Origin of the sequence: Acinetobacter sp. NIPH 2699 (genome assembly GCF_022549355.1) — a bacterium.
Lineage (GTDB): Bacteria > Pseudomonadota > Gammaproteobacteria > Pseudomonadales > Moraxellaceae > Acinetobacter.
Window position 1 is genome coordinate 1 of the sequence record NZ_JAKZGL010000023.1, and the last position, 22,417, is coordinate 22,417.

At 41.2% G+C, this 22,417-nt stretch carries 19 protein-coding genes; 9 read left to right on the forward strand and 10 right to left on the reverse strand.

The genetic code is table 11. The features are described from left to right. Positions 1–238 precede the first annotated feature (238 nt). On the reverse strand, positions 239–1,471 hold the full coding sequence (gene tyrS, locus MMP72_RS15380) for a tyrosine--tRNA ligase (protein WP_241406148.1): 1,233 nt from the start codon (positions 1,469–1,471) through the stop codon (positions 239–241). Between the two features lie 61 nt (positions 1,472–1,532). On the opposite strand from tyrS, the gene MMP72_RS15385 reads away from it, so the two are divergent. After that, positions 1,533–2,666: an anhydro-N-acetylmuramic acid kinase gene (locus MMP72_RS15385; RefSeq protein WP_241406149.1), complete on the forward strand. Its 1,134-nt coding sequence runs from the start codon at positions 1,533–1,535 to the stop codon at positions 2,664–2,666. Positions 2,667–2,717: 51 nt separating this feature from the next. On the opposite strand, the gene erpA is transcribed toward MMP72_RS15385, so the two are convergent. The 4 genes from erpA to MMP72_RS15405 form a co-directional block, all read right to left on the reverse strand. Continuing rightward, positions 2,718–3,053 carry an iron-sulfur cluster insertion protein ErpA gene (gene erpA, locus MMP72_RS15390; protein ID WP_241406150.1) on the reverse strand — a complete coding sequence of 112 codons (336 nt, stop codon included), beginning with the start codon at positions 3,051–3,053 and terminating at the stop codon, positions 2,718–2,720. 133 nt (positions 3,054–3,186) lie between these two features. After that, the gene (locus tag MMP72_RS15395) at positions 3,187–4,191 is read right to left on the reverse strand and encodes a putative solute-binding protein (RefSeq protein ID WP_241406151.1); all 1,005 of its coding nucleotides are present in this window, start codon (positions 4,189–4,191) and stop codon (positions 3,187–3,189) included. A gap of 287 nt (positions 4,192–4,478) precedes the next feature. After that, positions 4,479–5,489 (reverse strand): putative solute-binding protein, encoded by a 1,011-nt coding sequence (locus MMP72_RS15400; RefSeq protein WP_241406152.1) that lies wholly within the window; start codon positions 5,487–5,489, stop codon positions 4,479–4,481. Positions 5,490–5,632: 143 nt separating this feature from the next. Next, on the reverse strand, positions 5,633–6,634 hold the full coding sequence (locus MMP72_RS15405; RefSeq protein WP_241406153.1) for a putative solute-binding protein: 1,002 nt from the start codon (positions 6,632–6,634) through the stop codon (positions 5,633–5,635). A gap of 252 nt (positions 6,635–6,886) precedes the next feature. On the opposite strand from MMP72_RS15405, the gene MMP72_RS15410 reads away from it, so the two are divergent. Together MMP72_RS15410 and MMP72_RS15415 are read left to right on the forward strand one after the other, a co-directional pair. Continuing rightward, positions 6,887–8,812, forward strand: coding sequence for an ATP-binding cassette domain-containing protein (locus MMP72_RS15410; protein WP_241406162.1), 1,926 nt, complete (start codon positions 6,887–6,889; stop codon positions 8,810–8,812). A 343-nt stretch (positions 8,813–9,155) separates the two neighbouring features. Next, positions 9,156–9,713, forward strand: coding sequence for a VTT domain-containing protein (locus tag MMP72_RS15415; RefSeq protein ID WP_241406154.1), 558 nt, complete (start codon positions 9,156–9,158; stop codon positions 9,711–9,713). Positions 9,714–9,854: 141 nt separating this feature from the next. Here the strand turns inward: MMP72_RS15415 and gyrB are convergent, their stop codons facing one another. The 4 genes from gyrB to dnaA all read right to left on the reverse strand — a co-directional run bounded on the left by gyrB (position 9,855) and on the right by dnaA (position 16,150). Beyond that, positions 9,855–12,323 (reverse strand): DNA topoisomerase (ATP-hydrolyzing) subunit B, encoded by a 2,469-nt coding sequence (gyrB, locus tag MMP72_RS15420; protein ID WP_241406155.1) that lies wholly within the window; start codon positions 12,321–12,323, stop codon positions 9,855–9,857. Between the two features lie 51 nt (positions 12,324–12,374). Continuing rightward, positions 12,375–13,469, reverse strand: coding sequence for a DNA replication/repair protein RecF (gene recF / locus MMP72_RS15425; protein WP_241406156.1), 1,095 nt, complete (start codon positions 13,467–13,469; stop codon positions 12,375–12,377). A gap of 28 nt (positions 13,470–13,497) precedes the next feature. Next, positions 13,498–14,646, reverse strand: coding sequence for a DNA polymerase III subunit beta (gene dnaN, locus MMP72_RS15430; RefSeq protein WP_241406157.1), 1,149 nt, complete (start codon positions 14,644–14,646; stop codon positions 13,498–13,500). A gap of 112 nt (positions 14,647–14,758) precedes the next feature. Further along, positions 14,759–16,150, reverse strand: a complete 1,392-nt coding sequence (dnaA, locus tag MMP72_RS15435; RefSeq protein WP_241406163.1) for a chromosomal replication initiator protein DnaA — start codon at positions 16,148–16,150, stop codon at positions 14,759–14,761. 669 nt (positions 16,151–16,819) lie between these two features. Here dnaA and rpmH point away from each other — a divergent pair. The 6 genes from rpmH to MMP72_RS15465 all read left to right on the forward strand — a co-directional run bounded on the left by rpmH (position 16,820) and on the right by MMP72_RS15465 (position 21,833). Further along, a complete protein-coding gene (gene rpmH, locus MMP72_RS15440; RefSeq protein WP_000831329.1) occupies positions 16,820–16,954 on the forward strand; it encodes a 50S ribosomal protein L34 in 135 nt (44 codons plus the stop codon). A gap of 27 nt (positions 16,955–16,981) precedes the next feature. Then, positions 16,982–17,377, forward strand: a complete 396-nt coding sequence (gene rnpA, locus MMP72_RS15445) for a ribonuclease P protein component (protein ID WP_130163095.1) — start codon at positions 16,982–16,984, stop codon at positions 17,375–17,377. Between the two features lie 9 nt (positions 17,378–17,386). After that, the gene (gene yidD / locus MMP72_RS15450) at positions 17,387–17,710 is read left to right on the forward strand and encodes a membrane protein insertion efficiency factor YidD (RefSeq protein ID WP_241406158.1); all 324 of its coding nucleotides are present in this window, start codon (positions 17,387–17,389) and stop codon (positions 17,708–17,710) included. 2 nt (positions 17,711–17,712) lie between these two features. Continuing rightward, a complete protein-coding gene (yidC, locus tag MMP72_RS15455) occupies positions 17,713–19,470 on the forward strand; it encodes a membrane protein insertase YidC (protein WP_241406159.1) in 1,758 nt (585 codons plus the stop codon). Positions 19,471–19,573: 103 nt separating this feature from the next. Beyond that, complete coding sequence (mnmE, locus tag MMP72_RS15460) at positions 19,574–20,929, forward strand: tRNA uridine-5-carboxymethylaminomethyl(34) synthesis GTPase MnmE (RefSeq protein WP_241406164.1); 1,356 nt, start codon at positions 19,574–19,576, stop codon at positions 20,927–20,929. 202 nt (positions 20,930–21,131) lie between these two features. Beyond that, positions 21,132–21,833 carry a DsbC family protein gene (locus MMP72_RS15465; RefSeq protein ID WP_241406160.1) on the forward strand — a complete coding sequence of 234 codons (702 nt, stop codon included), beginning with the start codon at positions 21,132–21,134 and terminating at the stop codon, positions 21,831–21,833. Positions 21,834–21,883: 50 nt separating this feature from the next. Here the strand turns inward: MMP72_RS15465 and MMP72_RS15470 are convergent, their stop codons facing one another. Next, entirely contained in the window at positions 21,884–22,135 is a 252-nt protein-coding gene (locus tag MMP72_RS15470; protein WP_241406161.1) for a GlsB/YeaQ/YmgE family stress response membrane protein, read from the reverse strand. Positions 22,136–22,417: the final 282 nt, after the last annotated feature.

Below are 22,417 nucleotides of genomic sequence, written 5' to 3' on the forward strand. Positions count from 1 at the left end.
CTCAATTCCAAGAATCTAACCTTTCGATCCAAATCCTTGTTTATCAACAAGTTTTTATCCGCATCACCGCCGATGGATGTGCATTCTACAGCATTTCACACACCACGCAACCCCATTTCTCATGTTTTCCTTTCGCTTGCTTCTTTTTTCTACAAAAGTGAGATTTTCGTTGTTTTTATCATCTGTTTATGTATAAAAAGCAGGCTCGAGGCCTGCTTTTTATTATTTTCATTTCGATTTAGTCGGTAAATGTGACACGAGCAATGGCTTTTTTACCAGATTGAATGATTAAAGTGACATTCTCTTTTACAGAGTAGCTCATATCAACTACATTCCAATCCACTTTAACTGCACCACGACCCACGGCGTCTTTCGCTGCTGCTGCATTCGGGTTTAAGCCTGCAACACGCAGAATGGTCGCAATGAATAACTCGCCACCAAACTCGCCACGTGAGATCGTCACTTCAGGCGTATCTTCAGGTACTTCACCTTCAGTGACACGGTTACCTGCACTCTTATGTGCATTTTCCGCGGCTTCCGCATCATGGAAACGTTCGACCAATTCAAGCGCTAAAATACGTTTGATTTCCTGCGGGTTACGCCCTGCCGCCATTTCATCAAGTAATATTTTGATTTCATCGAGTGACTTAAAGCTCAGTAGATCAAAATAACGTTCAATCAGGCTATCAGGCATCGACAAGATTTTTTGGTACATTGCACCCGGGGTATCAAATACACCAATATAGTTGGCTAAAGATTTAGACATTTTATTCACGCCATCTAAACCTTCAAGAATCGGCACGGTGATGCAGACTTGTGATTCTTGGCCATAACGACCTTGTAAAGTACGCCCCATGAGCAAGTTAAAAGTTTGGTCTGTTCCACCTAACTCAACATCTGCCTCAAGCGCAATTGAGTCATAACCTTGAACCAATGGATAGAGGAACTCATGAATGGCAATGGGTTGATGGTTGTTGTAGCGCTTGGTAAAGTCATCACGCTCTAACATACGCGATACGGTTTGTTGACTCGCCAATTGAATTAAATCGGCCGCAGTTCTTTGATTAAACCATTCTGAGTTAAAGCGTACTTTAGTTTTGTTTGGATCTAGGATTTTAAAAACTTGTTCTTGATAGGTTTTGGCATTGGCTTCAACTTGTTCGCGAGACAACGGCGGGCGCGTCGCACTTTTCCCAGACGGATCACCAATCATCGCGGTATAGTCACCGATCAAGAAAGTGACTTCATGTCCCAAGTCTTGAAAAGTTTTAAGCTTATTAATCAGCACCGTATGCCCTAAGTGTAAATCAGGAGCGGTTGGGTCAAAGCCTGCTTTTACACGGAGTGGACGATTCTCTTTGAGCTTTTTCAGTAAATCTTCTTCTGAAATAATCTCGTGCGTGCCTCGTTGAATGAGAGCAAGCTGTTCTTCGGCTGGCAAGAAATTTGACATCACAAAACCTAAACACATCAGTTATTCAATTTGTGCGATATACTAACATTTTTTCAGCATCTTGCAGGGGAAGTTGTACATGAGCGCAATCTATATTGGTGTAATGACAGGCACAAGCATGGATGGTGTTGATATTGTTGCAACTTCATTTGAGCCATTAACTGTACACGCCACCTTAACTGTACCTTTTGAACCTGAATTACGTGATGAGCTAATGGCGTTAACGCTACCAGACGACAATGAAATTGATCGTATGGGCAAAGCCGATGTTGCGCTGGCGAAAATGATTGGTTTAGGGATTAATGAACTGATTGAAAAAAATCATTTAGATCGAACACAGATAAAAGCGATTGGCTCACATGGTCAGACCATTCGCCATCGTCCTGAATACGGCTTTACCTTACAAATTGGTGATCCCAATATCATTACGGAAATCACGCAGCTCCCTGTTATTTCTGATTTCCGTCGACGGGATATGGCTGCAGGTGGACAAGGTGCACCGTTGGTGCCAGCATTCCATCAAGCGCTATTTCAGCATGACAGTATCCATCGTGTCATTTTGAACTTAGGCGGTATTGCCAATGTCAGCATGCTCCCTGCCAACAATCCAAATGCTGTTTATGGCTTTGATACAGGTCCTGCCAATATTCTCATGGATGCGTGGTGTCATCGTCACACTGGGCATCCCTATGATGAAAATGGCGATTGGGCCGCGTATGGACAACCGATTCGCTCTCTACTTGATCGTTTACAAACCCATGAATTTTTTGCCAAAGAACCACCGAAAAGCACGGGTCGTGAAGACTTTAATCTTGAATGGTTAGATGATCAGATCAGTGATTGGCGTAATGATCTGGAATATGAAGAACTCGAAGATACGCCTGAGAATGTCCAAGCAACACTGATGAAGCTCACTACACGTGCGATTAAGAAAGCAATTTATCGCAGCAAAGATTTGATGCCGACAGGTGAGGTCTATGTGTGTGGTGGTGGGGCTTATAACTCATTTCTACTTGAGCAATTACGCTGGCGCTTACGTAAACATAATTGGTCAGTGCAAACAACCGATGTATTGGGTCTAGCGCCAACGTGGGTCGAAGCAACCGCCTTTGCTTGGCTCGCAATGCGCTTCGTTGAGCAACTCAGTGGTAACCTACCAACTGTGACAGGTGCATCAGGTGATCGTATCCTTGGAACCATTACGGCAGTATAAAGCAATAAAAAAGCTTCTCAATTGGAGAAGCTTTTTTTAGATTAAATTTTTTTAAATCGAAAAAGATGATCCACAGCCACAAGTCGTCGTGGCATTCGGGTTCTGTATCACAAAACGAGAGCCTTCAAGCCCTTCAAGATAATCGACAATTGAACCTACGAGATATTGATAACTTAATGAGTCAACCAGCATTTTGACATCACCATTGCTAAATTCAGCGTCGTCTTCATTGACGCTTTCAGCAAAATTAAAGCCATAAGAGAATCCTGAACAACCACCACCCGTGACATAAACACGTAGCATGAGGTCGTTATTCCCTTCACTGTCGCGCAATTGGCGAACTTTTTTGGCAGCATTATCTGACAATTCGAGAGCTTGGGCGTTCATGGTGGATATTCCTCAGACTTCAATACGTCTTTAATCAATTAAATAAAAGACCCGATAATAAGTATAGCATACTCAATATCGGGTCTGTCTTTGAAGTTTAAAGTGCTGTTAATGACTTTTTACAAATTAGGGTCTATTTATAATTTTCATCCTGTAAACCACACTCAAAATTCTTGGCATTTTCACGACAACGGAATTGCCACAACAACTTCATCATACGTTTGTCATAAACACCACGTTTGGTTAAATCAATACGCGCTTCACGCATTAATTTTTGATAGCCTGGTTGATCCGAAGCTGGCACGTCCATCCAGTATCTTTTCGGAATATCAGCTTTCATTTTACCTAAAATATCCAGCGCGCGTGGCAGTTGTGAACTGACCCATTGTCTTGATTTTTGCCCATATCCTTCTGGGAATTTGTCGGAGCGAATAATAATATTCCCCGTCACTTGTAAAATTGGATAATTCACAATTGCACCTTTGGTGCCCAAGCCTTTATGCAGTTCTAAAGGCTTAAATGCTGCTGCTGGCGCACCAATAATATCCACTTGCCCATTGTTAAATTTAGCACCAAAGTTGGTGACATCTGAGCTTACTGCTTGTGCCCCGACTTGAGAAGCCATAATTTTCTGAGCTTCATCGTAGTCCAGAACCGCGATTTTCTTTCCAGCCGCTTTCGCCACTGTATTAATCTCACGATCATTGACCATTAGGTAAGCATCACCAACCGGAATAACCCCTACCACTTCATATCTACCATTGACCATTGCTTTGGCAAAAGTCGGACTCGACAAGCCTTGCATCACTTTGACTGCAAACTTTAAGTCAGTAATTGCCCCAATGGCATCCAGTGATCCTGTAAATTGATTAAACTGGCGACCACGCATCCCTGTAATACTGACTGCATCACATTTACCTGCCTTAAAGTCTTCAGCGAGCACGGCTTCATTTTGTCCTACACGTAACTCAATATCCGCACCCCATGCTTTAGCCGCAAGCTGGTAATCCTTCATTAATGCGTACACATCACCATTTCGGCCGACCAAATCAAATACACAAAGCGTTTGTTTTGCTTGTGTCGTGAAAGAAACTGTTGCGACGCTTGACGCAAGTAAAAGAGTTTTAAACCATTGCATTTTATTTTTCCTTTGCATCCAATCTGATTGTTGTTGCATAACCTCAAGACATTGAGCAACTCAATGAGCACTTCATAAAAGGTCTTCAAATGAATATATGTTTAAATTCGGTGTTGTTTCATCATCCTGATCAAACATATTTTTAAATCATCACGATTCCATCTGATTTTTATAGTTCTATCATTACGATCTTTCAATATGAAGGCAATGACCTAAATGACACCAGAAAAAAAAACAAAAAGCCTAGATAAATCTAGGCTTTAAGTATGATCTATAGCAATTGATGATTATTCACCAGGTAATGCACACTCAAAGTTAGCTTTATCCACTGAACAACGTGCTTTTTTCAATACAGACATCATGCTCGCATCGTAAATACCACGCTTGGTCAAATCCATACGACCATCACGAAGTAATTTTTGATATTTAAGCTTTTCTTCAGCACTTAATTTCATTTTATATTTTGCTGGGATTTCAGCTTCCAAACGCTTGATCATTGTAAACGCTTTCGGTAATTGCTTCACATGCCAATCACGAGATTTTTGACCAAAACCCGCTGGGAATTTTTCTGGACGAAGTACTAAATCAGCAGTTACATGTAATACAGGAAAATCAAACATCGCGCCATTCGCAGCCAAACCTTTGCTTAATTCTAATGGCTTATAAGCATAAGCTGGCGCACCAACCATATCGACTTGACCATTGTTAAATTTCGCAGCAAAGTTGGAAATATCAGAAAGTACAGCTTGAGCACCTACGCGTTGTACCATGATTTTTTGTGCATCATCATAGCCCAATACCGCAAACTTCTTACCTGCTGCTTTTTCAATTGAGTTAATGCTCTTGTCACGTACAAAGATATACGCAGAACCGAGTGGTGCGATGCCACCGATTTCGTATTTATTCCCACCAAGGTTAGTGGTCATTTTTGCAGCATTACGAGTATCTAAAACAAAAGTAATGGCACGCTGTGCAATTTCATTGCTGGTTACCCCACCTAACGAATCGATTGATCCCGCAAATTTATTATATGGGCGAGCGCGCATTGAGGTCATCGCAACGGCATCACATTTACCCGCTTTGAAGTTGTTATCTGCAACAGCTTCATCTGTCATTGCAACCAAGTTAACATCTGCACCCCAGCCTTTGGCTGCCAATGCCCAATCCTGCATCATTTTGTATGATTCACCAGATCTACCCAATAAATCAAATACGCAAACTTCAACTTTACTCGCTTGCGCCGAAGCAGAGAAACCAACGATTGATGCGGTGAACGCAGCTAATGCAATTTTTTTCATTTTTTCATCCTTCTACAAACTTGTGTTTGTACTCCTTGTTCACAGCAAATATTAATCATGTTTTATGAAAAAAAATAGAGCTAGTACTCTATTTTTTTGTGTCGATATTGCTATTTTTTGTCATTTTTTAACCAGTTTATTTTTTATTCGCCACTTAAAGAGCATTCAAAATTGGTTCTTTCAACCGTACAACGTGCTCGTTTCAGTACATTCATCATGGTGGCATCGTACACCCCTTGTTTGGTTAAATTCATACGACCATCACGTAACATTTTCTGATACCGCACCTTGTCGTCATTCGATAAAGTAATTTTTGTGGCATCCATCCCTGCTTCTAGGCGTTGCACCATTGCAAAGTTACTTGGTAATTTCTTCACAAACCACTGTCGAGATTGGGCAGCAAAAGCGGTCGGGAATTTTTCAGGGCGAATGATTAAATCACCAGTAATATTCACCACAGGGAAATTAAATAATGCACCATTGGCCAAACCTTTATTAATCTCTAATGGTTTATAGGCATAAGCAGGGGCTGCAATCACATCAACCTGACCACGATTAAATTTCTGGGCAAAATCTGAAATATTAGAAGGCACAGCAATAAGGCTCATACTTTCGACAATGGTTTTTTGCGCCTGATCATAATGTAAATAGGCAAATTTTTTGCCTTTGGCTTTTTCAATTGTATTTATATTTTTATCGCGCACAAAAATATAAGCTAGCCCCACTTGAATGATACCCGCAACCTCAAATTTTTCGCCATTGACCGTTGCAACTAAGCGCTGCCGATTACGTTTATCGAGAACAAAAGAAATCGCTTTTTGAGCAATGGCATTACTGGTTACAGCACCAACAGCATCAATTGAACCTGCAAATTTATTGTATTTTCGCGCTCGCATAGAGGTCATGTATACACCATCACACTTGCCAGCATCAAAATCACGTTCGGCCCTTTCCTCATCCTGATATGGAATAAGCTCGACATCCCCCTGCCAAGTTTGAGCAGAAAGTCGCCACTCCTCAATCAGCTTATATGACTCTCCCGCACGCCCCAATAAGTCGAACACACAAACTTTTTGTTTTGCTTGCACTTGAGTACTCATGACGAATAGAGTCGCGGCACTCAATGCCCAAAATCCTTTTTTCATCTTGTTTTCCCTTATTTACTATTTTGCATATTTTTCCATCAGCACTGAATAAATATAGTCAAATTTTGATCAAAATCATAGTACTTTTATATACATACATCGGGTTCTTATCAGTTTTGATAATATTCATCACATTTCGAAGGCTGCATTAGGTCTATCTAAAATGCCAACAGCCCCTAATCTACAAGATAAAATTTGCATTCACGCCTGATCACCTTAAAATGCAGCAATCTATCGCTATTTTGCATGCTCATGATCCAATTTGACCAAGTTTCATTACGCCGTGGTGGGCGAGTCCTCTTTCAAAAAGCGTCAATGCAGCTTCATCCAGGCTGGAAGATTGGTCTGACAGGTGTAAATGGAGCAGGTAAATCAACATTGTTTACCGCCTTGCTTGGCGGTCTAGTAGCAGATGAAGGCAATCTGACCCGTCCGGCTGTTTGGACTGTGGCACATATGGCACAAGAAATTAAAGCCTTAGAAATGGCAGCGATTGATTTTGTGCTTTCAGGTGATGAAGAGTTTTGGGGAATACAAGAAAAATTAGCCCAGCCCGATCAACTCAGCAATGATGAGTTAGCGCAACTACATGGTCGTTTTGATGAAATTCATGGCTATACTGCACCCGCTAAAGCAGCACAGCTAATGGCAGGTTTAGGTTTTTTAGATCATCAACTGCGTTTAAATGTCTCTAGTTTTTCGGGTGGATGGCGGATGCGTTTAAATTTGGCACGCACCTTGATGAGCCGTTCGGATTTACTCTTGCTAGATGAACCGACCAACCATTTGGATTTAGATGCGATTTTATGGTTAGAAGACTGGTTAAAAGCCTATGAAGGTACGTTGGTACTGATTTCACATGACCGTGATTTCTTGGATGCAATTACCGATCATATTTTGCATATCGAAAATCAGGAATTGACGCTGTATACAGGCAATTATTCAACCTTTGAAACCACACGCAGTGAACGCTTGGCACAACAGCAACAAGCATTTGAGAAACAACAGGAAACTCGAGCGCATTTACAAAAATATATTGACCGTTTTAAAGCCCAAGCGACCAAAGCACGTCAAGCGCAAAGTCGGATTAAACAACTCGAACGAATGCAGCAGCTCGCACCTGCGCATGTTGATACGCCTTTTACCTTTAGTTTCCGTGAACCCACCAAAATGAGTTCACCCTTACTCAGTTTAGATGCCGCGCGCATTGGTTACGGCGATAAAATGATTGCTGAGAAAATCCGTCTGCAAATTACCCCAACGTCACGGATTGGTTTATTGGGTATGAACGGTGCGGGTAAATCCACGCTGATTAAAACTTTGGTGGGTGACTTACCACTGCTATCAGGTGAAATGAAAGCATCTGAACTGCTGAATATTGGTTATTTTGCACAGCATCAAATGGATGCCTTGGATGCCACTGCCAGTCCAATGCTGCAATTGGCACGTATTGCAGATAGAAAAATCAGTGAAGCATCGCTACGTTCATTTCTCGGCAGTTTTGGCTTTAGTGGCGAACGGATGGACACACCGTGTGAAAGTTTTTCAGGCGGTGAGCGTGCGCGTTTGGCGTTGGCATTGATTGTTTGGCAGCGCCCAAATGTACTGATTCTGGATGAGCCAACCAACCATTTAGATTTAGATATGCGGCATGCCCTCAGTATGGCATTACAAGACTTTGATGGTGCAGTGGTGTTGGTATCGCATGAGCGTCAATTGATTTCCAGCGTTTGCGACGAATTACTGTTGGTTCATGCAGGTCAATGCACTGAGTTTGATGGTGATATGCAAGACTATGCCAAATGGTTACGTGAAGCGCGTCAGCAACAAATCAATGCTCAAAATGCTTCACAGCAAACCTCAACCACGTCACCCGTATCGGTAAAACTAGATAAAGAAGCACAACGTAAAGCAGCGGCACGCCACCGTGAACTCACTCGACCAATCCGTAAAAATATTGAGAAAATTGAGGGACAAATTGAGAAAGTTCAGCCACGTTTAGCCGAAATTGAGAGCTTATTGGCGGATACTGCACTTTACGAAGCAAATCGTAAAGATGACCTCATCAAGTTGATGAATGAACAAAATGAACTGAAGGCCAAACTTGAGCTACATGAGGAACAACTGTTAACGCTCATGATGGAATTAGAAGAGCTAGAAAGCGCTTTTGTAGATTAATACGAGAAGATCGCTATACGCTCTAATAGTAGAGCATATAGCGATACATCATTGTTCTGTCACTCATGAAAATAGCATAGCTCTGAAAAATGTTTTTTTAAATCACATAAGCAACTCATAAGTTTAGTAAAATTATTAAAAGTGTCATGATTTTTTCAATAAGCTCGGCTAAAGTAGCTATTGGAATATTTTCAAAAAATTGAGCTTTGGCTTCAGGCTCGATATACTCAATCCCCCATTATTGTAAAGTTATCTCTTGCAAATGGATCCTGAGGGTTAGATTCATTTAATATTTTTTGTACTCCAATCTGGTGAGTGCGCTATTTGGGACAACACAAACTGAATGAATTCTTTAGATTTTATTTTTAATTTCGAACACTTCCTGCCTATTTTAGTTCAAGAATATGGTTTATGGATTTACGCTATTCTATTTCTGATTATTTTTTCTGAAACTGCTTTCGTTTTTATGTTCTTTTTACCTGGGGATAGCTTATTACTTGCCGTCGGTGCGTTGTGCTCTGTGGTTGAGATCATGCATCTCGGCTATATGATCAGCTTACTCTTTTTCGCCGCTGCACTGGGTTATATGGTGAATTATCATATTGGTCGTCACTTTGGTGATCGTATCTTCAATACCGAATCACGTTTTATTAAGCAAAGCTATCTACAAAAAACCAATACCTTCTTCTTAAAACATGGCGGAAAAACCATTTTGCTTGCTCGCTTCATTCCCTTTGCGCGTTCATTTGCGCCTTTAGCGGCAGGTTCAAGCAATATGAATTACACCCACTTTGTCATCTATAATATTTTAGGTGCGTTGCTGTGGATCAGTGTATTGGTCACCGCGGGCTATTTATTTGGTCACGCCATTATCCAAGTCAGTGATTTGGTCGAGAGCTGATCCCAAACGATATTCTACGTTCCACGTGAAACATAGATGAATTAAAAAGGCGATGCCAAGATTGGCATCGCCTTTTTAATTCAAGTTTATCATTCAAATCATGAAAATTGAGCTAGATCATAATCAAATGATTAGGATCCGTTAAGCATCAATATCTGCATTCAGTGCGTTTTCCTCAATGAATGCACGACGTGGTTCTACGTCATCACCCATTAAGCAAGAGAACATACGATCTGCTTCAATCATATCATCAATAGTCACTTGCAGCATGTGACGGTTTTCAGGATCCATGGTGGTTTCCCAAAGCTGTTCAGCATTCATCTCACCCAACCCTTTATAGCGTTGGATCATCATGCCACGACGTGAGTCTTGTAAAATATGCTGCCAGACTTGGTGGAATGTATTGACCTGAATACGACGCTCACCTTTTTGTAAGAAAGCACCCTCTTCAAGCAAGGTAAACCAGCTCTTCGAGTTTTTAAGCAAACGCGCATATTCAGCAGAATTTAACAGACCAGCATCCAGTAAATACGCAGTCGGTAAGTTATGCACATAAACCGTTACACGCGGCCAATAATGTGCTGATTTTTCACCTTGCGCATTTTCACGATCAAACGCTTCTAGCGTAATTTCAGGACGTAAACTTGGTTGCAATTTTTCAATCGCGCCACGTAATTGCTCTGCCCATGCTTCAACATATTCACGTTCATGATTGTGATCAATTTTAAAAGCATCTAACTCAAGCAAAGCATCCAATAAACTTGCAGGATAACGCTGCGTTAAACGCTGCAAACTTTTTTGCGAAACTTGATAATCAGCAATCACGCTTGCCAATGCTTGGCCTGTGATGGCAGGTGCATCTGCGCTGACATGTAATGAAAGTTCATCAATTGCATTGGAAATCAAGAAGGTTTCCAATGCATCATTGTCTTTCATGTACTGCTCATGCTTACCTTTTTTCAACTTATACAACGGCGGTTGCGCAATATAAATATAACCACGTTCAACCAGCTCTGGCATTTGACGGAAGAAGAAGGTCAGCAGCAAAGTACGGATATGTGAACCATCCACGTCCGCATCGGTCATAATAATGATTTTATGATAGCGTAACTTGTCTGGATTATATTCTTCACGACCAATACCGCAGCCCAAAGCAGTGATCAAGGTACCGACTTCCTGACTCGAAATCATCTTGTCAAAACGCGCACGCTCAACATTTAGGATTTTACCTTTTAACGGTAAGATGGCTTGCATTTTACGGTTACGACCTTGCTTGGCACTACCGCCCGCAGAGTCACCCTCGACCAAGTACAGTTCAGAAAGTGCAGGATCTTTTTCCTGACAATCTGCCAACTTACCTGGCAAACCTGCAATATCCAATGCACTCTTACGACGTGTCATTTCACGAGCTTTACGTGCAGCATCACGCGCACGTGCAGCATCAATAATCTTACCTGCAATCGATTTAGCCGCTTGAGGGTTTTCGAGCAAATAAGCAGAGAAAGCCTTACTCATTGCTTGTTCAACAGCAGGTTTAACTTCGCTTGAAACTAATTTCTCTTTGGTTTGCGAAGAGAATTTTGGATCAGGGACTTTGACTGAAATAATCGCAGTTAAGCCTTCACGTGCATCATCACCAGTCACAGCAACTTTTTCTTTTTTCAGTAGGTTTTCACTATCCATATAGCTGTTTAAGCCACGGGTTAATGCTGCACGGAAACCTGCAAGGTGGGAACCCCCATCCTTTTGTGGAATATTGTTGGTAAAACAACGGACATTTTCTTGATAGCTATCGTTCCATTGCAACGCAACTTCTACCCCGATTCCATTTTCAGCATCGGTGGTAAAGTGGAAAATATCATTTAAATGGGTTTTACCTTCATTGATATATTTAACAAACTCAGATAAGCCGCCTTCATAATCGTAGATGTACTCAAGATTGACCCGCTCATCACGCAGTACGATACGCACACCAGCATTTAAGAAAGACAACTCTCTTAAACGACGCGCTAAAATTTCAACGCTAAATACAGTTTGAGTAAAAGTAAGCTCGCTTGGCCAAAAACGTACGACAGTACCTGACTTATCCGTTTCACCCACGACTTTTAATGGATATTGTGGATCACCATGCGCATATTCCTGTTCATGGGTTTGTCCTGCACGATGAATGGTTAAATGCAGTTTCTTCGATAAGGCATTCACCACCGATACACCAACACCATGCAAACCACCCGACACTTTATAGCTATTGTCATCGAATTTACCTCCAGCATGGAGGATGGTTAGAATCACTTCCGCAGCAGACACCCCTTCTTCTGGGTGAATGTCAGTTGGAATACCACGGCCATTATCCGCTACGCTCACCGATTCATCTTCGTGAATCGTGACTAAAATTTCATCACAATGTCCAGCTAAAGCTTCATCGATGGCATTATCAACCACCTCAAATACCATGTGGTGTAAACCAGTGCCATCATCAGTATCACCGATATACATACCAGGACGTTTACGAACTGCGTCTAATCCACGTAATACTTTGATACTAGAGGAATCATAAGCCTTTTCATTTGTTTGTTCTGTTTGAGAGACGGATTGAGACTCTGAACTCATGGTTACTCCCTAGTAAAAATTGATCTATCAAAAAAAGATGAGGAAATAAATTTATGGCGCAGCAAGACTGACTTGACCGTGAACAACATGGAACAATTGAAAAGAAATCGACAAATCATGTAAGTGTTTTAATACCGACGTATGGTCTAAGGTGGTCATAAAAACCTGACTCCCCAACTGACTCAATCGCTCAATTAAACGTTGTTGTGCAGCTAAATCTAACTCTGCTGTCAGATCATCTAATAATACCACAGTTTCCTTATTACTCGCATGTAGCATTGCAATTTGTGACAGTTTTAATGCCATGATTAACAACTTTTTTTGTCCGCGAGACAACACATGAGCAGCATCGCTGCGCAAGGCATCGCCTCCCGTTTTTAAGCGTAAATCTGCACGATGTGGACCATACTCCGTATAGCGTCGCTCGAGGTCTCTTTGATGTTGAGAAACCAAGTCTTGCAGCAAACCTTGCTCTGTATGAAAACCAGCATTGTACTCAAGCTCGATCTGAATATCTGGCAAAAGTTGCTGAAGGTCATCTTTAAAAAATTGATTCCATTGCTCAACAATACCGACACGTTGTGAGTGCAAAATCTCCCCGTAATCGCTGAGCATTTTATTCCATGGCTCTAAATCAGCCAAAGTCAAATTACGCCGTGTTTTTAGTAAGCTATTCCGCTGTTTTAATGCGCGTGAGTAATACTGCCATGCAAAATAAAATTCGGGTTCCACGTGGAACATCAACCAATCTAACAACTGCCGTCTTGGCTTCGCACCATGGTCAATAATATCGGTACTTTGAGGATCAATATGCTGTAAAGGCAATAGTTTCGCCAACTGCCCTTGCGTGGCAATGGTATCGCCATTGACTTTAATCAGTTGCTCGCCCGAAGCCAGCTTTTGCATCCCAATACGCTCATTGATTGATTGAGCAAATACAATTGAGTCAGCTGCTTCATACTGAATATAGTGTTTGGGAATGTGGGTACGAAATGAACGGCCTGTCGCCAATAAATGAATTGCCTCTAAAATAGAGGTTTTTCCAGAACCATTTGCTCCGTAAAAAATATTAAACGGTTGCAACTCATTCAGTGCAACCGCTTTTAAATTACGTACACGTTCGATATGTAAACGCGTGATTTGCATGATTTAGAACTCAAACAATCAATGCAAATTAAACTCGCATTGGCATGACAACATAAGTTTGATCTGGATGTGCTGGATCTTGTACCAGAACAGACTGATTCGCTTCAGTCATCGTGATCTTGACATCATCACCATCCAGCACACTGAGAACTTCTAGAATATATTGCGCATTAAATGACATTTCCAAAGGCGTATCCTGATATTGAATGGCAATATCTTCGACCGCTTCATCTTGTTCAGGGTTATTGGCACGTAACTGTAATGAATCTTGATGAAAGTTCAAGAACACACCACGTAATTTTTCATTACTTAAGATCGCGACGCGTTGCAACGATTGTTTAAATACATCTTGTCCAATAAATACATGTTTGTCGCCACCACGAGGAATCACACGGCGATAATCTGGGAACTTACCATCAATTAACTTGGTGGTAAAACGAACAATAATATCACCCTGTTCTTTATCTCGACTCGGCGTATTAATGGTGACATTTAACAATTCACGACCAATCAACAAGGTCAGTTGTTCATCTTCAATACTGAGTAAACGTTGCAATTCACCGACCGCTTTACGCGGCACAATCGCCTGAATAGGTGCAGATGCAGTTGAAGAGGCTAACACTTCACACAAAGCTAAACGATGTCCATCTGTTGTCACGGTACGTAATTGATTTTGATCAATTTCAAGCAAAGTTCCTGTGAGATAAAAACGAACATCTTGCACCGCCATCGCAAAGGCTGTTTTTTCAAAAAGACGTTTTAATTCGCGTTGAGTAACTTGTACTTGCGTGCCTTGACTATTTTCAGTGGTGAGTAATGGATAATCTTCAGCAGGAAGCGTTCCCAAAACAAAACGACTATTGCCCGATTTTAAAATACAACGTTGGTCTTCTGTAATTTGCAAATCAATCAGTGCTGCGGTCGGAAGTGATTTACAAATCTCGACCAGTTTACGTGCAGGAACAGTCGTTTCACCTGCTTCTAAACATGCCCCTTCCGCTAGTGTAGTACTCGCCACCAATTCAACTTCTAAATCTGAACCGATAATGGTTAAGGCCTGTTGCGTGGTTTGAATTTTGACATTTGAAAGAATATTCAAGGTATGACGGCGTTCAACAGCTCCTACCACATGTGATAAAACATTGAGTAAACTTTCTTTAGCGATTTTCAAACGCACGATTTTATTCCTCTTACAACAGAAGCCGATATGAATGTTAGCAGTGTACTATGCTGCACTTAAAAGCAGTTTGCAACTCTGAAAGTAGGGTCTATTGTCATTAAACCCTCGATTAACTTTGTAATAGACGCATTAAATTTTTATAGTCTTCATTAAAAATGGGGTCTTCTTGACGCAAGCTGGTGACTTTTTCACATGCATGCATCACGGTACTATGATCACGACCACCGAAAGCCATCCCAATTTCAGGAAAACTATCGCCTGTCAGTTCACGTGCTAAGCCCATCGCCAATTGTCGTGGGCGTGCATAAATACGCGTCCGTTTTGGTCCGACCAATTCTTTTAATGGAATGCGGAAATACTCACTCACCACGCGTTGGATATTTTCAACACTAATGGTTCGTGCCCGAATCGCCAATACATCTTTTAACGATTCACGCACCACATCTAAATCAATTACAGTGCCTTTAAAACGTGAAATGGCCACCACTTTATTCAGCGCACCTTCCAGCTCACGCACGTTGGCAACGACCTGTTGAGCAATAAATAAAGCACAGTTTCGCGGTAAATCCACACCACTATTTTCAGCTTTTTTCAGCAGAATTTCGATACGTGTTTCAATATCAGGCGGCTCAACTCCCACCGATAAACCCCAAGAAAAACGAGAAACCAAACGAGGATCCAACTCAGTTAACTCTTTGGGATAACGATCAGAAGTCAAAATAATTTGTTTTGACTCATCAAGTAAGGCATTGAAGGTATAGAAGAATTCAACCAAACTTGCTTCTTTACCTGCCAATAAATGAATATCATCGACCAACAATAAATCCAAAGAACGACAATTTTTCTTAAACTCTTCAACTTTGCCTTTTTGCAAAGAACTCACAAAATCTTGCACAAAACTTTCAGAGGTCATGTACATCACACGCGCATTCGGTTTTGCTTGTAATAATGCATTTCCAACAGCTTGCATCAAATGCGTTTTACCCAAACCTGTTGGACCATACAAAAATAGAGGATTGTGTTGTGAAGCGCCTAATTGCGTGAGGACTTTACGACAGGTTTCTGCCGCCATTTGGTTAGAACGTCCCTCAACAAATAGAGAGAAGCTAAATAACGGATTTAACTGTCTTTTCTTGGGTATTTTGGTTGGATTTTGGCTGGATGCTCCTAAATCAGACTCTTTCTTGATTTTAATAGGTGTGGTTTGGCTACTTAATGCCGCAGTGGTGGTTGCAGGTTGTTCACTCGAAGACAAAATGGTGCCTGGACGCGAATCGACCAAAATTTCGACCTGACGTATCCGTCCTTCAGACAATTGTTCTGCCAGTATTGAAATCAGCTCTAAATGATTATCCTGAATATAACGCGTCCAATAAGGGTTCGGCGCATATAAACGCATCACATCATCAACTTCTTCAGCAACCAAGGGACGAATCCACATCGCAAAGACGTTATCAGATAGCTCTTGTCGCAAGCGAGTTAAGCAGTCCGTCCAGAGCATGTGCATCCCCTATATATCCATTTTAAATTTAAAAAACAAAAAACCAGCCCCCTTCTCTTTTCAAAGGGGTCGCCATTCTAACCAAGTTATCCACATCTGTCAGGCACATTCAGGCGAGTTTCGCTGAAAAAAAAAGCATTCGTGAATTAAATTCAAATTTAAACCTGTTGTGTATAACTTTTAGCACATCCTGTGGATAGTTTTAAACCCAAACTTATCCACAATCTATAAAACCAATAGAAACACGGTTATCCACAAAGTAACTGCATGTTTATTTTAAAAAATATTCGACTTTCCACAGAAAAAAGCCTGACTAATAATAATAAACTTAAATTTTAAATTTGAATTTACTTATAAGGAGCACACCGAATGTGGATAACTGAGCATATCGAAATTTAAATTCAAAATCCAAGGATTAAATTTAAAACAGCTCAAGGAGTGTGTATAAGCTTGTCGATAAGCTGTGAATATAACGCAATCCTGATATAATTTAAATAGATAGCTTGTGTATGTTTTTTGTTTTCAATTATTTTGTCTAAATTAGAATCGTTCACTTCATCTCAAACCAAACAAACAATATGTAAAGTTTTAGGTTTTTGATTGACAGCGGAAGCATTGCGCCATAAAATCGCGGACCTTTACAGAAAGATCATTTTTGGGAGTTTCAATATGAAACGTACTTTCCAACCATCTGAATTAAAGCGTAAGCGTGTTCATGGTTTCCGTGCTCGTATGGCAACTAAAGCTGGTCGTCAAGTTTTAGCTCGTCGTCGTGCAAAAGGTCGTCATAGCTTAACTGTTTAATACTGTTAAGCTGACCAGATTTGGGTGATGTCACTTTACAGTTTTAGCACTGAATCTCGTATTCGTTGTGCTGCAGATTATAAAAGTGTGTTTGATGGTGCGCTTTTTAAAGTGCATCAGCCCCATTTCCTTTTTTTAGCAAAATTAACCGAACAGCCAAACAGCCGTTTGGGTATTGTCGTTGCTAAAAAAAAGGTACGTCGTGCACATGAACGAAATAGAATAAAACGCCTTGCTCGGGAGAGCTTTCGTTTACATCAAGCGCAATTTAATGCTGATATTGATATTGTGGTGATGCCTAAAGTGGGTATAGAAGCAATCTCAAATCAAGAATTACATCAACAATTAGATTTAGCTTGGCAAAAATTACAGCGTTTAGCTAAAAAGCATTCCAAAGTTGTTGTAACACCCCTCCAAAATTAGAGATCTCCAATGGTACGTTTACTGCATTGGTTGATAAGATGCTACCAAATCGCAATTAGTCCATTATTGGGGCCGCGTTGCCGCTATATTCCAACTTGCTCTCAATATGCAATTGAAGCCTTGCAGACCCATGGCGCGGCAAAAGGTGTGTGGCTATCAACCAAGCGAGTTTGCCGTTGTCATCCTTGGGGTGGTTCAGGCTATGATCCCGTGCCGCGCAAAGCACTTCGTTTCATTTCGTTTCATCAAATAGATTCTCAAATGCATCACGTTGCTGTACCCTTTCGTGATCGTTTATTTAAGCAAAATTTCTCTAATCATTTGGGATATTAGATATGCAACAATGGGCCAGATTTGCAATTCTTGGAGCCATGTTTGTTACCGCATATTTGCTTATTTTGGCTTGGCAAAAAGATTATGGTCATGCTGTAACAGCACCGCAACAACAAGCGGCTGTTGTCACCACGCATGACGTATCTGCAGATTTGCCAAATGCCCAAAATGCAACTGCGGCTTCAGACTTGCCACAAGCAAATGTGACTGCATCACAAGCCACAGAAAACACTTCTGTGAGTCAGCAACTGATTTCAGTACAGACCGACCTCTACCATCTTTGGATCAATCCGAAAGGTGGTGATATTGTTCGTATTGAGCTATTAAGCCACGACCAAAGCAAAAACGGTGATCAGCCGTTTGTGATGCTTGAAAATGATGCGAACCGTACTTACGTCGCTCAATCTGGTTTAATTGGTTTAAACGGACCAGACAGTAGCCGTAGCGGTCGTCCAATGTATGATGTTGAAAAAACAACATATACCTTGGCAGATGCGAAAAGCGTGGCGACGAAAGACGGTGAAACAAGTCAGGTATTGACGGTTCCATTGGTCTTTAAAACACCTGAAGGCGTTGAAGTAATTAAGACCTTCACGTTTAGCCAAGATGATTATCCGATTACGGTTAAACACCAAGTCATCAACCGCAGTCAGCAAAACTGGCAAGGTCAGATGTTTGGTCAATTAAAGCGTGATAATTCTGATGATCCAGGCAAAACTGACCAAGGTATTTTCACTTTAGGAACCTTCTTGGGTGGCGCATGGGGTACACCAGAAGCAAATTATAATAAGTTAAAGTTTGCTAATTTCTCTGATGAGAAATTGAGTCTTGATGCGAAAGATGCTTGGGTTGCTATCGTGCAACACTATTTTGTCAGTGCTTGGATTCCCGGTCATTTAAAACTGACACAAGCCGACGGTCAACCTTATGTTGCTAAGCTAGAATCACGTCAGTCTGCTGATAAAATGAATATTATTGGTTTCACCTCTCCTGTGATTAATGTACCTGCAGGTACATCAATGGAAGTGGACGCTAAATTCTATTCTGGTCCAAAAATTCAATCTGAGTTGAAAGATCTTGCTGTTGGTTTAAACCAAACTGTGGATTATGGTTGGTTATGGCCAATTGCCAAATTATTGTTCTTGGGCTTACAATTCTTCCATAACATCGTGGGTAACTGGGGTTGGTCAATTATCTTATTGACGATCTTGGTGAAATTGATTTTATGGCCACTTTCTTCGAAAAGTTATCGCTCAATGGCGAAAATGCGTGTGATTGCACCTGAAATGCAACGCATGAAAGAAGAGTTTGGCGAAGATCGTATGCGTTTTTCGCAAGAAATGATGGCGTTGTATAAGCGTGAGCAAGTGAACCCATTGTCTGGATGTTTGCCGTTATTGCTACAAATGCCAATTTTCTTAGCCTTGTACTGGGTATTGATGGAGTCGGTTGAACTTCGTCATGCACCATGGTTGGCTTGGATTCAAGATTTATCTGCGATGGATCCTTGGTTTATTTTGCCGTTGATCATGGGTGTAACCATGTATGTGCAGCAAATGTTAAACCCACAACCGACTGATCCAATGCAGGCAAAAGTATTCCGTATCATGCCAATCATGTTTACGGTATTCATGTTGTTCTTCCCAGCAGGTTTAGTGCTGTACTGGATCGTCAACAACAGTATTACGATCCTACAACAGTCGTTTATCAATAAAAGCGTAGAGAAAGCTCGTCTCAACAAGGTTGAGCCAACGTCTTAATCTCGAACTTTTACTGAATAAATCCGCTTAAGATGGTAATCTTAGGCGGATTTTTCTTTGGCTATTATTTGCGTTTTTTAGGTGAGCTTTTGAGATGAATAATATGCAACATCAAACCACAATTGCTGCGATAGCCACACCTTTAGGTCGTGGTGGTGTGGGGGTGATTCGTCTCTCTGGTCCTCAGGCCTATGTGATTGCAGAACAACTCACGCAAAAAAGCTTACCAGCTGCACGAGTGGCTGGCTTTCGCAAGTTTTATGATGCAGATGCTTCAGTGATGGATGAAGGTATCATTCTATGTTTCCCGAATCCTCACTCCTTTACGGGTGAAGATGTGGTGGAAATACAGGGTCATGGTGGGCCTGTGATTCAGAATGCGTTATTGGCGCGTTTGCTTGATTTGGGTGCAATTGCAGCCAAAGCAGGTGAATTTTCGATGCGGGCTTTTGAAAATGGCAAAATGGATTTGGTTCAAGCAGAAGCGATTGCCGATCTGATTGATGCTACGTCTCAAGCCGCAGCGCGTTCTGCTGTACGATCACTACAAGGTGCCTTTTCGACCAAAATTAATACAGTTTTAGAAAAACTGATTCATTTGCGTTTACATGTCGAGGCCGCGATTGATTTTCCAGAAGAAGAAATTGATTTCCTTGCGGATGGCAAGATTTTAGCTTTGCTGGATGATGTACAGACTTCTGTTCAAGCGGTACAACAATCCGCACGTCAAGGACAGTTGTTACGTGAAGGTTTGCAGGTGGTGATTGCAGGTAAGCCGAATGCAGGTAAATCGAGCTTATTGAACGCTTTGGCGGGACATGAACGTGCCATTGTGACGGATATCGCAGGAACCACCCGTGATGTGTTACATGAAAAAATTAGCTTGAATGGTTTGCCGATCACCTTGACCGATACCGCTGGTCTACGTGAAACAGGTGATATTGTTGAGCAAGAAGGCATTCGCCGTGCCATCAAAGAGATTGAGCAAGCGGATCTATTATTGTTGGTGTATGACCTCAATCAAGCTGATGAGCCATTGCAATTGGCACAAGAATATTTCGCTGATCATCTTGAGCCGAAACGATTACTTTTAATCGGGAATAAATGTGACCTAACGCGTCAAATCGCAGAGTTGAGCGATTATCAAGGATTCCGTCATATTCGTGTTTCTGCTAAGCAAGAGATGGGTGTTCAGGCACTCATAGATGCGATCACAGCGCACGCAGGCTTTCAGCCTGAAGAAGACACCTTTATTGCTCGAACACGCCATTTAGACGCAATGAAGCGCACTCAGCGCTATTTGGCTGAGGCGCGTGAGCAACTGGTAGTGTTTAATGCGGGTGAGTTGGTGGCAGAGTCATTACGTCTAGCACAAAATGCTCTTGGCGAAATCACGGGTGATTTCAGTGCCGATGATTTATTGGGTAAGATTTTTGGTTCGTTTTGCATTGGGAAGTAGGTGATTGATTTTATTCGTAAAATAAACAAAATGGATATGTGCTAGATTAAAATCGTAATCGCCAATTTCATCTTAATGCGCTTTAACGTTCCACGTGAAACATCAACTGCATGGGGATTTTAGTTGTGACTCAGTAAGCAACGCTGTTTGCTTCGCTGAGACTCATTACAATAGTCGTTGATTGTTAAATTGAGCTTGAGTCATGTTAAAAAAAATTGGGATTTTCTCCTTACTCAGTTGTGTTTCTGCACTGAGCTTAGCCAATGTGGAAACGCTAAAAAGTAATTTAAATAAAAATTATCCCAATATCCAAGTGACCAATATTCAAGCCACTGAAATGGCAGGTTTATACAGTGCAAGTTTGGATAACCAAATTATTTATTTGGATGAAAATGCGCAACACATGTTTGTTGGGTCGATGGTGCGCTTAAAGGATCAAAAAAATCTCACCAAAGATTTGGTCCTTAAACAGAATTCTATCGATTGGAAACAACTTCCCTTACAGGATGCGATCAAAACAGTAAAAGGCAGTGGCAAACGTCAGCTCGCTATTTTTTCAGATCCAAACTGTCCGTACTGTAAGCAATTAGAAGCTGAATTAGACAAGCTCAATGATGTGACGATTTATACCTTTATCTATGCTTTAAAACCGCAATCTCTTGCTGTTTCGAAACAAGTTTGGTGTGATGCAAACCCAGCGTATGCATGGAAAAAGCTGTTGCAAAAAAATGTGCAACCCAAAGCAAAAAGCTGCGCCAATCCGATTGATCGAAACTTGGAATTAGGACGAAAATTAGCTGTGAATGGGACACCAACCATGATCTTTGGCAATGGTTTAAAAATGGTGGGTGGACGAAGTGCTGAAGAGATTCAAATGATTTGGAAAGAACTCGGACTTGAATAAAATGTCTCCCAATTCATGATCTAACATGAATTGGGAGCACTTAAATCGGGTTAGCTTTTTTTCGTTACTAAGTTATAGATAAATAAAATAATCACAGCACCAATCACTGAAGCAATGAAACCTGCTGCTGAGTTTTCAGCATATAAGCCAAGTAATCGACCTGCATACGTTGCAAATAAAGAACCTGCGATACCGAGTAATGTCGTGACAATAAAACCTGCTTTATCGTCACCCGGGTGTAAGGCTCTTGCGATTAAACCTGCAAAGAAACCTACGACAATTGCTACAATCAGCGTCCACATTATTTTTCTCCTTGTTTCATAAAGCGATTTATTTTTATCCTGCTAGATCAAACGCGTGGTGTCTGTAGTAGATTGCTTATTTATGTCGTATTTTTGTGCAACTTTGCTCATCCTTTGCTAAAATTTTTCCAATAAAAAAGGTGCTTTTCAGCACCTGAGCGAGGATAAAACAAAGCAACGCTTTGTCCGAGCGCAAGATGAGCAGCTATGCTGTGAATGCGAAAAAGATAAAACAAACTTAAAGCATTGCTTCGCAAGGTACGAGCGCAAGATGAGCAGCTA

Excerpts from the sequence above, each read along its gene's own strand:
- mnmE (WP_241406164.1), top strand. The coding sequence starts at position 19,574 with ATGCAACATCAAACCACAATTGCTGCGATAGCCACACCTTTAGGTCGT.
- gyrB (WP_241406155.1), bottom strand. The coding sequence starts at position 12,323 with ATGAGTTCAGAGTCTCAATCCGTCTCTCAAACAGAACAAACAAATGAA.
- tyrS (WP_241406148.1), bottom strand. The coding sequence starts at position 1,471 with ATGTGTTTAGGTTTTGTGATGTCAAATTTCTTGCCAGCCGAAGAACAG.
- erpA (WP_241406150.1), bottom strand. The coding sequence starts at position 3,053 with ATGAACGCCCAAGCTCTCGAATTGTCAGATAATGCTGCCAAAAAAGTT.
- MMP72_RS15385 (WP_241406149.1), top strand. The coding sequence starts at position 1,533 with ATGAGCGCAATCTATATTGGTGTAATGACAGGCACAAGCATGGATGGT.
- recF (WP_241406156.1), bottom strand. The coding sequence starts at position 13,469 with ATGCAAATCACGCGTTTACATATCGAACGTGTACGTAATTTAAAAGCG.
- MMP72_RS15415 (WP_241406154.1), top strand. The coding sequence starts at position 9,156 with ATGAATTCTTTAGATTTTATTTTTAATTTCGAACACTTCCTGCCTATT.
- yidD (WP_241406158.1), top strand. The coding sequence starts at position 17,387 with ATGGTACGTTTACTGCATTGGTTGATAAGATGCTACCAAATCGCAATT.
- MMP72_RS15470 (WP_241406161.1), bottom strand. The coding sequence starts at position 22,135 with ATGTGGACGCTGATTGTAGCAATTGTCGTAGGTTTCTTTGCAGGTTTA.
- yidC (WP_241406159.1), top strand. The coding sequence starts at position 17,713 with ATGCAACAATGGGCCAGATTTGCAATTCTTGGAGCCATGTTTGTTACC.
- rpmH (WP_000831329.1), top strand. The coding sequence starts at position 16,820 with ATGAAACGTACTTTCCAACCATCTGAATTAAAGCGTAAGCGTGTTCAT.
- MMP72_RS15400 (WP_241406152.1), bottom strand. The coding sequence starts at position 5,489 with ATGAAAAAAATTGCATTAGCTGCGTTCACCGCATCAATCGTTGGTTTC.
- MMP72_RS15465 (WP_241406160.1), top strand. The coding sequence starts at position 21,132 with ATGTTAAAAAAAATTGGGATTTTCTCCTTACTCAGTTGTGTTTCTGCA.
- MMP72_RS15395 (WP_241406151.1), bottom strand. The coding sequence starts at position 4,191 with ATGCAATGGTTTAAAACTCTTTTACTTGCGTCAAGCGTCGCAACAGTT.
- rnpA (WP_130163095.1), top strand. The coding sequence starts at position 16,982 with ATGTCACTTTACAGTTTTAGCACTGAATCTCGTATTCGTTGTGCTGCA.
- dnaA (WP_241406163.1), bottom strand. The coding sequence starts at position 16,150 with ATGCTCTGGACGGACTGCTTAACTCGCTTGCGACAAGAGCTATCTGAT.
- MMP72_RS15405 (WP_241406153.1), bottom strand. The coding sequence starts at position 6,634 with ATGAAAAAAGGATTTTGGGCATTGAGTGCCGCGACTCTATTCGTCATG.
- MMP72_RS15410 (WP_241406162.1), top strand. The coding sequence starts at position 6,887 with ATGATCCAATTTGACCAAGTTTCATTACGCCGTGGTGGGCGAGTCCTC.